The sequence below is a fragment of the Petrotoga sp. DB-2 genome (assembly GCF_054051725.1).
Genome location: NZ_JBSVZD010000023.1, coordinates 17,984 through 30,145, shown reverse-complemented (window position 1 = coordinate 30,145; position 12,162 = coordinate 17,984). Strand labels below are relative to the sequence as shown.

The window sequence follows — 12,162 nt, the reverse complement described above, 5'->3', positions numbered from 1 at the left end:
AATCACTATCTTTATTGCCCTTGGTAAACTTAATTTAACTCCAGCTTAATTACCCACTATTTTCGTGATAGAACCTTTTTTAGTTTTCCTAAGGCTTTTTTGGTGAAAGAAGAAATGATTGTTTAAAAATCTTTATCAATCTTTTAAGCTTCCCTGTGTAAGCCCTGCAATAATATACTTTTGCGAGATAGCAAATACTATTATTGTTGGTAAAAGAGCGATCACAATTCCAGCAGCCAGCACATTCCACTGAACACCCGCCTTTGATACAATAGAATATAGCCCTACAGGTACAGTATATTTGTCGGAAGTGTTTAAAAACATAACCGCTGTAAACAGCTCATTCCAATTATTGACAAAAGAAAAACTGAGAATAGCTGATAGCCCGGGTAACATTAAGGGAATAGTGATTTTGAATAGAGATTGGATTTCGTTACATCCGTCAATTAATGCGGCTTCTTCGATGCTTTTTGGAATTCTATCAAAAAACCCCTTAGCCATTATGGTACTAAAAGCTGCACCAAAACCACTATAAATTATTACTAAGCTTATAAGTTTATTGATCAAATTTAAATTTGAAAACATTGTATATTGTGGAACCATGATTAAATAAGTTGGGATCATCTGAGAAAAAAATAAAAATAATATAATAGGATAATTCCATTTGAATTCTTTTCTTGAAAGTATATATCCACTTAACATAGCAAATATTGTTGAAACAAATGAAGCACCTAAAGATACGAAAATACTGTTCACAAAATACCTTTTAAAATTTACGAATTCAAATAATCTTTTGTATCCATACAGTGTGGGATTATTTGTCCAATACTTAATTGGAAATGAATATATTTCCTGCGTGGGCTTTAACGAAGTTAGTATGATCCAGTATAACGGAAAAATTGCAAAAATAAAAAACATAGAGAGTAAAATTATACGTATAACTTTAGGAAAAATTTTTTTCTTCATAAGCTAAACTCCCGTTTAGAAGTTAATTTTAAGTACATGATAGTATAAATGAAAAGAATTGAAATAATAACCACACCATGTGCTGCGGCTTTACTGTAGTCGGATTCATAAAAAACGGTATTTATCATCTTTACAGCCAAAATCTCTGTGCTGCCAGCAGGCCCACCGCGTGTCATCCCGTAAATGATATCAGGAAAATTCATAATCCATATGGTTCTCAATAAAATGGTATTTATCAAAGTGGGTTTAATATATGGTATAGTGATATTAAAAAGCTTTGTGAAGTAACCTGCACCGTCGATTTCCGCTGCATCGTAAAGAGAATCAGGGACAGACTGTAAGGCTGCTAAAATCATGATGGCAAAAAAAGGTATACCATACCAGACATTCACTAAAATAACAGAAAACATTGCTAACGAAGGGTCCGAAAGAAAACTAATGTTTTCTTCAATGATTCCAATTTTTATTAATATATCGTTGATAACCCCAAATTGACCATTTAACAACCATGACCAAATTAAGCCTATTGCAAATCCAGAAATTGCCCATGGATAAAAAACTAGTCCTGCATATATACCTCTACCTTTAAAAGGTTCTTTCATCAAAAGGGCTAAAATAAAGCCTAAGATCAATTGGAAAAACACGGAGAATAAAACCCATTCCAAGGTGTTCCAAATAGTATTTATATAAAAAGGATCAGAAAAAATGGCTTTAAAATTTTCAAAGCCTACCCATTCAATATTCTGGAAGTTGTAAAGGGAGTAATTTTTGAAAGATAACATTACCCCACTGACAGTGGGGTATAAAATAATAAAAGATATTAATAACAAAGTGGGTAATAACAAGAAAAAAATAAATTTTCTTCGCTTCAATTAAATCACCTATTTATAATATACCTGCATCTTTCCAAAAATCAGTCCACTGCTTCAAGCAACTTTCTACAGAAAGTTGTCCGAGCAATACCTGCTGCATCGTTTTTTCCTGGAATTCATTCCACTTTCCCCAGTTTTCATTATCCAAGGGGTACTGTGTAAATTGATAATGTTCGGGATCGTCAAACATCTTAGTCCAACCTTCGAAAATTTCTGAGCTGAAATACGAATCGTAAGTGTAAACTGATTGTAATACTGGTAAAGCACCATAACTTTTGCTCCAATAACCATTTATTTCAGCTGAAGCAACGAATTTAATGAATTTCCAAGCCAAATCCTTATGTTCTGAATATGTAGGAATTCCCCAGCCCACAAATCCGAAGGATGGATAAACATTTCCGCTTGTTCCTAAGGGAATTGGGGCAGTTTTATATTGGCCAGGCTGAAGCATTTCGTTTAGCATGCCAGTAGTGTCAGGGTCTTGAAATAATAGAGGCGTTATGCCAGAAACAAACGAATTAACTTGCTCATCCCATCCCCAATTTATTGAATCTTTTGGAGCTGTGTCTTTATACAAACTAACATAGAAATTTAACGCTTCTACAGCCCTTGGATCTTCAAAAATAATTTCACCAGATTTAGTTAAATACATATTGTTTGGATCTATGTCATCAAAGAATGAAGTGAAAACAATATCAATAAACGCTGTTGGATAACCCTTACCTCTAAATGCGAAACCATACTGATTTTTGCCCGATTCCGTTAATTTCTTTGATATTTCGTACAATTCAGGCATCGTTTTTGGATAGGTTTCAATCCCGTATTTTGCTAAAATATCTGGTCTGTAAAAGAGTGCTTTTACAAAAATGCCGTGAGGCAACAAATAAGGTATACCGTGGTAAATGCTGGCGGCTTCTAAAACCCCTTCGACCATGTCATCTTTTTCAGGCCATGCCTCGATGTAGGGCGTTAGATCTTCTAACTTCCCCATAGCAGCTAAAGCACTTAAATCCCAATCGCCTATCTCTATAATATCAAGCGGTTGTTCTGTACTTACCATTAAATTGATCTTTTGATAGGCTGTTTCGTATGGCGGTGAGATAACGTTAATTTTTACTCCTGGATTCAAAGTCTCGAACATTTGTATTATATTATTTAAGGTAGGAGTTCTGTAGGGGCTTGAAAAGGCTTCAATCAAATTCAAAGTTATAACTTCTTCAGAAAAAACGAACAAACTAACCATCAAAACACACATTAAAACAAGCAATTTTTTCATAAAACACACCCCCTAGTTTTATAAGTTTTGTTTAATTATATCATATTTGTAAAAAAATGAACATTTTAAAAAATAAACATGATATAATACAAAAAAACAATTATTGATAATAAAGTAATTACTTTATCCTATATTTAGATACTTCAAAAATAAAATTAGGGTGGGGAGTGGGGCAAAGGGGCGCTAAAACAAGTTTTAGAATTTCTAAAAACAGTATTTATTTCATAGTGAAAAGGAGGAGTTTTAATGAACTTATTTCTTAGATTAAATCCAAAACCTAAAAAGTTATTCTATGAAGGAGCAAATATTCACTTTGAAAGTTCAAAGCTTTCTATTTTCAAAAATCTTGAAGAAGAAAGTTTCATTAAGCTTTTCCCAAGTGAAGATTTTGTCTTTGTAAAAGACTCAGATAGTGCTGACTTAAAAATAGAAACTTTTATTTCCCCTACTGAAAAAGATTTAAATGAATTTATCAAAAGTAACGATATAGAGTTAAGCATTGATATTATGGATCTAGAAAGTTATTTAATGAAAGTGGAAGAAGAAAATAGAACGGTTAAAATCTTTTCTAAATCAAAGAAAGGTATTTTCTATGGGCTACAAACCCTAAGACAACTTGTTGATTTTGAGAATAAACTTCTGCCTGTAGTTGAAATATTCGATTCTCCTTCTTTTAAAATGAGAGGAATAATTGAAGGTTTTTATGGAGAACCATGGAGCCATCAAAACAGATTGGATATGATACATTTTTGTGGAACAAATAAAATGAATACCTATTGGTACGCTCCAAAAGACGATCCATATCACAGGGAAAAATGGCGAGAGGATTATCCGGAAGAAGAAATAGAAAAAATAGATGAGCTAATAAAAGTTTCAAAAGATAATTTTGTCGATTTTGTGTTTTGTGTAAGTCCTGGACTTAGCATGAAATTTAGTGATCAAAAAGAGTTTGATTTATTGTGCAAAAAATACTATGAAATTTTAAGTAAAGGTGTAAAAAAATTTGCTATTCTTTTCGATGATATCCCTGAAAAGTTGAATTACGAAGAAGATGAAAAAAAGTTCGAAGGGAATTATGGTTTAGCTCAGACATATATAGCAAACAAGTTATACGAATTTTTAAAGGGGAAAGATTCAGAGGTTAACTTGTACCTCTGTCCAACTGAATACTGGCAGGAAGAAGATTCGATGTACAGAAGGACGATGAAAGAGAACTTAAATCCTGAAATTCCTGTAATATGGACAGGGAAAGGTGTATGGTCAAAAAACGTAAGTAGAAAAAACGCAGATAAGATTTCAAACCAGTTCGGTCATGATTTGATCTTGTGGGATAATTATCCAGTAAACGATGCAGATCAAGGAGAACTTTTCTTAGCTCCCTTAATGAACAGAGAAAATGATTTATGTATATCAAAAGTAAAAGGTATTATCTCAAATCCAATGAACCAGCCATATGCATCGATGCTTGCAGAACAGACAATAGCAGATTATCTTTGGAACTCACAAGGCTACGATCCTTGGTGTTCATGGAACAAATCTATTTTTAATTTGGTGGGATCAGATTTTTTTGAGGATATGAAATTATTCAGTGAAAATTTTTTAAAATCAAGAATTTTTGAGGAAACATCAATTAAGTTAAAAAGTCTAATAAAAGAATTCAAAAATGATCCTTTGAATAAAGGGGAAGAGCTAAAGGAGTACTTGGAGAGGTTGAGCAATCTTGATAGAAAATTGAAATACATGAAAAATGAAAAATTATATGAGGATATACATCCATGGTTAAAAAAGCTTTCCCAGCTTGCAGAAATAGCTAGTAAACTGCTTAGTTCTAAGGAAAAAGTTGAGATAAAAAACGAGGTAGATAAATTGGGATCTTATGTTGTTTGTGATGGTATTTTGGAAAAATTTATAAAAGATTTTGAAAGGCAGTGATGATTTGAAAGAAAAAGATATTGAATCTTTAAATGAAATTGTTTTATCAGAAGTAAATAATGTTTACACTGGAGCATCCATTTTAATAGGTAAAAATGAAAAGATATTGTATAAAAATACTTTTGGAAGAAAAAATGAAAACGAAAAACTTACTGAAGAAGATATCTTTGATTTAGCAAGTGTCACCAAAGTGGTTGGAACTGCAACCGCGGTTATGAGACTAATAGATGAAAAACAAATAAAATTGGAAGATAAAATTGGCAAATTCATAGAGGTAAGTAGACCAAAAAGCGAGGTTACAATCTTCGAATTATTAACTCATACTTCTGGAATGCAGGCTTATTCAAACCTATGGCAAAAGTATCGAGGAGAAGAGTTGCTTAAGCACATAATCAATATTCAACCCCAAGAAAACGTCTACAAGTGTTATGAATATTCTTGTTTAAATTTTATCACGCTTATGAAAATCGTTGAAGAAGTTACTCAAAAGCATTTCAAAGAGTATGTTAAAGATATTTTTAACGAAATAGGAATGGGAAACACTTGTTTCAATCCAAAGAATAAAGATAAAGCTGTATCCACATCTATCCGAGAAGGTAAAAGGTTAAAGGGTGTGGTCGAGGATGAACTCGCCTACTATTTAGGTGGAGTGAGTGGTAACGCAGGTTTGTTTTCTAATGCAAGTGATTTAAGGATTTTCATAATTAGTTTGTTAAGTGGAGAAATAGTTTCAAAAGACACTTTAGATCTTTTTACCACTACTCTGGTAAAAAGAGGGGAAAATACTACCCATATAGCTTGGATGGCTCCACCTGTTGCAGGATGTCAATACTCACTTGATAGTACAGGATTCGGTCACAATGGCTATACGGGCACATCCATTTGGATTGGAAAGGATGGGTTATTTTCAATATTTTTGACCAATTCTGTATATTACGATAGATTCTTAAAAAAGCCTGAATTGAACGTAATAAGAAATAAGATAAATAATATAATTTTTCGAAAAGATCATTAATAAATGAACACTTTAGAAGTAAAAGGAGAAGATATTATGTTGGTGATAGGTTTAATGTCAGGGACATCAGTGGATGGTATAGATGCTGCACTAGTTGAAATATCAGAACAGGACGAACAAAAATTAAATGTTAAAGTTGTTAATTTTATAAACACACCATATAGTAAAAAAATGAGAGAAAAAATTTTAGAATGTTCTGACCCTGTAACTGGTAGCGTGGATAAAATCTGTAGATTGAATTTCGAGCTTGGAGAATTGTTTGCTCAAGCCGCCAAAGAAGCTGTTGAATCAAAAAACTTGAATATGCAAGATGTGAATTTAATAGGTTCCCATGGCCAAACTATATACCATTATGTGAGTGATGATTTTATTTCCACGCTTCAAATAGGTGAAGCTAGTGTAATAGCAGAAAGAACTCAAGTTACCACCGTTAGCAACTTTAGGGCGAGAGATATTGCAGCGGGTGGTCAAGGGGCACCACTTGTACCATATGTTGATTATATTTTGTTCAAAAGTGATGATTACAACAGGGTTATGCAAAATATTGGAGGAATAGGAAACTTCACCTATATACCAAAAAAATCTAAGTTGGAAGATATAAAAGGTACGGACACAGGCCCAGGGAACATGCTTATAGATGGCGTAGTTCAAATTCTAACCAACGGAGAACAAAGTTATGACAAAGATGGGAAAATTAGCGAAAAGGGTAAGATTTCTGAGACTCTTTTAGCTGATTTAATGGCTCATCCTTTTATAAAAAAAGAGCCCCCTAAAACCACAGGAAGAGAAGTTTTTGGGTTAAAGTACGCAAAAGAGATAATAAACAAAGGAAAAAGCATGAAATTAGACGACGAAGATATTGTTGCAACCGTAACAGCTTTTACCGCTAAATCGATTGTCTATGCTTACTTAAGATTTATAGGTATTAACATAGACCAAGTTATAATCTCTGGTGGTGGAAGTTATAATCCTACTTTGGTATCGATGATAATATATTATGCAAAAAAGATGATAGGCGAAAAAGTTACCGTGGTGGTGATGGAAGAGTTAGGTTTTTCAAGTGATGCTAAAGAAGCGGTAGCGTTTGCAGTATTAGCTTATCAAACTTACAAAGGGAGAAAAAATAATGTACCTCAAATTACTGGAGCCAAAAGGTTTGTTACCCTTGGTGAAGTAGCCCCCGTAGATAAAAATAAAAATGTTGACAAAACACCATTTTGATGATATAATCATTTTTGGATTTTGAAAGTTTTTTATTTTTTCCGGGTTAGCTCAACGGTAGAGCGGGTGGCTGTTAACCACTAGGTTGGGGGTTCGAATCCCTCACCCGGAGCCACCATAGTCGTATCATCCCCTCATGGCAGCGAATTAGTTCGCTGCTTTTTTTTGTTTTTGTATCTAAATGGTATAATTGAAATGAAATATAGAATATGTAAAAAACTCAAATGAGGTGATACCAATTACACCCAAATTTTCGAAAACATTGAAAAAAGCAAAAATAGAATTTGACAAAATCCATCATTTTTTGGTAAGAGATCCTTTAGTGAAAGAAACCATGTTTACTTCAAGTTCAACGGGTTATTCTGTTTTAAGAACTATTAACTTGTTTTTTTCTTTTGTTGTATTTATCCCTATTATAGGAAGCATTTGGGATTTTAACTTACCGCATTTTTTAGGATACCTCTTAAGTGCCTTTGGAGTTTATTTAACTTGGATTTTTGAATGGGTGACAAAGTCTACGATTCTTGAAGAAATACGTACAGTAACAATAATTCAAATTTCTTTACATAGTGTATTTGGTATGTGGTATCAATTTTACGATTATTTTGAAATTTACGATTTTATTCTTCATTTTACAGGAGGTATTTGGCTTTCATTTCTTATATATCCGTTGGTGATGGGTTCTGAACTAATCTGGACTAAGATGAAAATGCCTTTTTTCTTTTTAAAAATATTTGTTGTTACCCTCTCTATTGTTATGACATTGGGCGTGTTTTGGGAAGTAGGAGAGTTTACTTCGGATCTAATCTTTAGAGATTATCCTGGATACAGATTAGCTCAAGAAGATAGCCTTTTTGATACAATGACGGATTTTATTGGAAACTTTATAGGAAGTTTAACGGGAATATATATTTTTTGGAACACTCTGAAAAGATTGAACAAAACTCGTGATATGGATTCCCTGCTAGAAAGAATCGGATCAGCTTTAAGAGATTATGTGAATTCTTTTTAAAAACGTTCATAGAAGGAGGAATGTTTTAACATATGAAAAACCTAATATTAGTTAGGCACGCCAAAGCAGAAAAAAGATCTCCGGAAATTGATGATTTTGAAAGAAAGTTGACAAAAGTTGGTAAAAACGATTCTAGAGAAGTTGCAGAATATATGGCTAAAATTTTAAATAAGGTTGATCTTTTGATTACCTCTCCTGCTTTAAGAGCGAAAGAAACCGCAGAAATCTTTGCAAAGTCTTTTAAATCAAAGCCAAAGGTAATAGAAGAAGAATTACTGTATGCTGGAGAAGTAGAAGAGATAATTGAAAAAATCTCAAATATTACGAAAGGGTATAACAATGTAATGATATTTGGACACAATCCAATTTTTGACGAACTTGCAAAGAAATTAACTGGTGATGATTTGCATTTGAGAAAAGCGGGAGTAATTTGTATTGAAGGAGAATCATTCGATGATATTTTATCTGGAAAAGGAAAATTAAAATGGATGGTAGATCCGAAGTCACTAAGCTCTTAAACGATATTTCAGCCAATCCATGGATATTTTTAAAAGGGTACATCGAATATTTTGAAAAAATGAAAAACCGTCTTCTAAAAAACATTTCTTATGTTTTTGATGAAAAGGGGGAAGATAGTGTTCACGACATGAGAACATCGTGTAGAAGGATAGAAGCAAGTATAGATTTTTTGGAAGGATTTTCAAAACGTGAAAGCTCTAAGAAAGCTAAGAAAAAAGCAAATAAGATATTAAAAAAAAGCAATAAACCAAGAGATTATCAAGTTCACTTAGAATTTCTTATGAAAATTGAAGAGCAAAATAATGAAATAATAGATTATTTCAAGAAAAGATACAGTAAAGAGAAAGAGAAGTTGAAAAGTTATTTAAGTTCTTTAAAAATTTTGGAGTTAGACCATCTACTAGAAAGTTGTTTAAGTTTCTTGGTGTTTGATTTTGTACAAAATTTTCAGATAAATGATCCTTATTTTGATAATCTTTATAAAAAAGAATTTAAAGAAGTTCATGAAGACTTTAAAAATACTGATAGAAGCGACGATAAAAAGCTTCATAAAATAAGGATAAAGATTAAAGACTTGCGTTATAAAACAGAGATATTGGGAGCATTGAAAGGTGAAACTTTACTTGAAGAAGACATGTTTAAGCAGATTCAAGATATTTTGGGGACTCATCATGATTTGATTATTTTAAAGAAAAAGTTGGTAAAAAAATTTCAAGAAGATAATATTAAAGCTTTATTAAAAGAAATTGATAAAGAAATAAACCAATTACAAGGGAAGATAGATGTTGGGGTGAGTGAGATTTTTGAAAAGTTATACGACAATATTTGTAGCGAAAAGGCTTAAATTTAAATCTTATAAAGAGGGGTGAAAAAATGAGCAATTGGATAGGGGTAGATATAGGGGGAACCAAAATACTTGGCGCCTTATTTGATGAGAAAGGTAACAAATTGAAGTCAGAGAAAAAGAGTTCCAAAAGTTCAAAAGGCAAAGAAAAAGTTGTCGAACAATTGAAGAAAGTTTTGGATTCTTTACTGAAGGAGAATAAAGATGTAAAAGGGATAGGAATAGGTGTACCAGGAGTTATAAAAGATGGAAAAATTACCTTTACTCCTAACATGCCTTTGAATGAATTTAATTTAGTCAATTTTGTTGAGAAGGAATACAATATCAAAACTATTATAGAAAACGATGCTAATGCGAGTATGTATGGGGAATGGAAGTTTGGTGCCGCTAAAGGAGTAAAAAACGCCGTAGGTTATTTTGTAGGAACAGGAATAGGTGGCGGTTTAATATTGAATGAATCATTATATAAAGGTTCGTTCAATTTCGCTGCTGAGATTGGGCACATGAATGTGTACCCTGAAGGCCCTCTTTGTGGTTGTAATCTTCGTGGTTGTTTGGAAAGTTTGTCTTCTAAAGTAGCTATCCAAAGAGAAATAGTTAGAAAAAAAGAGAGAGGCGAGAAAACCTTAATAAAAATCAGTGATTTGAAAGGCATAGTGAAAAGTTCTACTTTGAAAGCTGCTTATGATCAAGGGGACGATCTTGTTAGAGGGATATTGAATGATGCCGCAAGATATATAGGAATAAATGCCGGTTCCATTATTAATTTACTAAATCCTGAAGTTATCGTTTTAGGAGGGGGAGTAATGGAGGCATTAGGGGAACAATTGATGCCTATAGTAGTTGAAACAGCCAAGCAGTACTCTATACCTCATATCTTTGAGTGTTGTGAGTTTAAATTATCTCAATTGCTGGATGATGCATGCTTGTATGGGGCTTTTTCACTTGTTAAAGAAAAAGTAGGTGTATAACAATGGTCGCAGGTGTTATAAACATAGGAACAGAAAATATATCTTTTGATATTGCTCAGAACGATCAAGATGATATCGATATAATAGAAAGTTTGGATTATCCCTTATTCTTAGGAAGAGATACCTTCACAACAGGAAGGATATCTTTTGAAAAAGTAGAGATCCTAAGTCAAAAACTTTTAGGATTCAAAAGGGTTGCAGAGGAATATGGAGCTAATAAATTGAAAGTAGTAGGTACCACCGCTTTGAGAGAAGCAGAAAATTTAGATTTTATTTTGGATCAGATCGAAACAAGAACAGGTTTTACTATCGACGTTTTAGATGATTACGAAGAGAAATCACATATCTACATGGAATTGATAAGGAACTTTGAAAAATATAAAAAGTACAAAAGGGATGATGTTTTATTTGTTTACATAGGAACGGGAAGCATGGGTTTAGCAACGTATTCTAAGGGTTTGATTGATAGTTCTCAAAATATAAAAATAGGTTCTGTTAAAGTTTCAGAGATGCTCAGAGATTTGGAAGAAAACACATTACACTATAGTAATTTAATCAGAGAGTATTTAAACACATTTTATCAGCCTATAAATGTTTGGCTTATTAATAAAAAGATCAAAACCTTTGTAACTTGTGGCAATGAAATTGAGTTTTTAGCTGGACTTTTGGGAAAAAATGAAGAAGAAGTATTAAACATTCCCCAAGAGGAGTTCGATAAACTTTTTCAGAATTTGAAATCAAAGAATGCCACCGAATTATCTAGAGAATACGATATTTCTGAAAGTAAAGCGAATTCGTTGTTATCAGCTTTAGCTTTTTATCGATTACTTTTAGAAGTATCGGGAGCTGAAAATATTTTAGTTTTTCCGAAGGTTAATTTAAGTAGGAGCTTGTTATTTCAACGGTTGTTGAGCAGAAAATATAGAAGATTTTTTAATTTATTGGAAAAGAGTACAATTATCTCTTCTAGAAATATAGGTAAAAGATATTTCTATGAGGAGACTCACAGTCAAACGGTAGAAAAATATGCGATAAAATTATTTGATGTTTTAGAACCGATTCATCAGTTAAGCAAAAGACATAGACTCCTTTTGCAAGTGGCTGCTATTTTACACGATATTGGAAAATATGTAAATATTAAAAAACATTATTTGCATTCGTATAACATAATTAAAGGCTCAGAGATCATAGGTTTAACTTCTAGAGAGTTAGACATTGTATCAAGGATCGCTTACTTCCACAGTGCTCAAGATTTGGAGATTGATGATTATTCATCACAATTGGAAAACATACCGGATAAGATTTTGATAACAAAGATGCTTGCCATATTGAGGCTTGCAGATGCCTTAGATGTCGCTCATGAGAGCAAATTGGGAGATATTGAAGTTAATTTAGAGGGTAATCATCTGATTATAACTACTCATACACCAAAGGAAACTTTGTTAGAAGAGTGGGCATTGAAAAGGAAGGATAATTTCTTTTTGGAAGTTTTTGGAATACTTCCAGAGTTATTGAAAAAATTATAAAGGGATGA

The 12,162-nt window shown here is 32.6% G+C and carries 11 protein-coding genes and 1 tRNA gene; 9 read left to right on the top strand and 3 right to left on the bottom strand.

The window, feature by feature from the left end:
• Positions 1-135: 135 nt before the first annotated feature.
• The 3 genes from ACW9JY_RS07905 to ACW9JY_RS07895 are packed head-to-tail and all read right to left on the bottom strand — an operon-like array spanning position 136 to position 3,114.
• Entirely contained in the window at positions 136-966 is an 831-nt protein-coding gene (locus ACW9JY_RS07905) for a carbohydrate ABC transporter permease (RefSeq protein WP_103077326.1), read from the bottom strand.
• Positions 963-1,838 carry a carbohydrate ABC transporter permease gene (locus ACW9JY_RS07900; protein ID WP_457283954.1) on the bottom strand — a complete coding sequence of 292 codons (876 nt, stop codon included), beginning with the start codon at positions 1,836-1,838 and terminating at the stop codon, positions 963-965. Before ACW9JY_RS07900 ends, ACW9JY_RS07905 begins: the two co-directional genes overlap by 4 nt.
• A 13-nt stretch (positions 1,839-1,851) precedes the next feature.
• Positions 1,852-3,114, bottom strand: a complete 1,263-nt coding sequence (locus ACW9JY_RS07895) for an ABC transporter substrate-binding protein (protein ID WP_457283953.1) — start codon at positions 3,112-3,114, stop codon at positions 1,852-1,854.
• Between the two features lie 246 nt (positions 3,115-3,360).
• On the opposite strand from ACW9JY_RS07895, the gene ACW9JY_RS07890 reads away from it, so the two are divergent.
• The 9 genes from ACW9JY_RS07890 (at position 3,361) to ACW9JY_RS07850 (ending at position 12,154) form a co-directional block, all read left to right on the top strand.
• Positions 3,361-5,046, top strand: a complete 1,686-nt coding sequence (locus tag ACW9JY_RS07890; protein WP_457283952.1) for a beta-N-acetylglucosaminidase domain-containing protein — start codon at positions 3,361-3,363, stop codon at positions 5,044-5,046.
• A gap of 4 nt (positions 5,047-5,050) precedes the next feature.
• The gene (locus tag ACW9JY_RS07885) at positions 5,051-6,061 is read left to right on the top strand and encodes a serine hydrolase domain-containing protein (protein ID WP_457283951.1); all 1,011 of its coding nucleotides are present in this window, start codon (positions 5,051-5,053) and stop codon (positions 6,059-6,061) included.
• A gap of 3 nt (positions 6,062-6,064) precedes the next feature.
• The gene (locus ACW9JY_RS07880) at positions 6,065-7,282 is read left to right on the top strand and encodes an anhydro-N-acetylmuramic acid kinase (RefSeq protein ID WP_457283950.1); all 1,218 of its coding nucleotides are present in this window, start codon (positions 6,065-6,067) and stop codon (positions 7,280-7,282) included.
• A 40-nt stretch (positions 7,283-7,322) separates the two neighbouring features.
• Positions 7,323-7,397: transfer RNA gene (locus ACW9JY_RS07875), tRNA-Asn, on the top strand.
• 147 nt (positions 7,398-7,544) lie between these two features.
• The gene (locus ACW9JY_RS07870; protein ID WP_457283949.1) at positions 7,545-8,294 is read left to right on the top strand and encodes a hypothetical protein; all 750 of its coding nucleotides are present in this window, start codon (positions 7,545-7,547) and stop codon (positions 8,292-8,294) included.
• 32 nt (positions 8,295-8,326) lie between these two features.
• Positions 8,327-8,812, top strand: coding sequence for a phosphohistidine phosphatase SixA (sixA, locus tag ACW9JY_RS07865; RefSeq protein ID WP_457283948.1), 486 nt, complete (start codon positions 8,327-8,329; stop codon positions 8,810-8,812).
• Complete coding sequence (locus ACW9JY_RS07860; RefSeq protein WP_457283947.1) at positions 8,779-9,657, top strand: CHAD domain-containing protein; 879 nt, start codon at positions 8,779-8,781, stop codon at positions 9,655-9,657. Before sixA ends, ACW9JY_RS07860 begins: the two co-directional genes overlap by 34 nt.
• Before the next feature lie 29 nt (positions 9,658-9,686).
• Positions 9,687-10,628 (top strand): ROK family protein, encoded by a 942-nt coding sequence (locus ACW9JY_RS07855; RefSeq protein ID WP_457283946.1) that lies wholly within the window; start codon positions 9,687-9,689, stop codon positions 10,626-10,628.
• A gap of 2 nt (positions 10,629-10,630) precedes the next feature.
• On the top strand, positions 10,631-12,154 hold the full coding sequence (locus tag ACW9JY_RS07850; RefSeq protein WP_103077316.1) for a Ppx/GppA phosphatase family protein: 1,524 nt from the start codon (positions 10,631-10,633) through the stop codon (positions 12,152-12,154).
• Positions 12,155-12,162 lie beyond the last annotated feature (8 nt).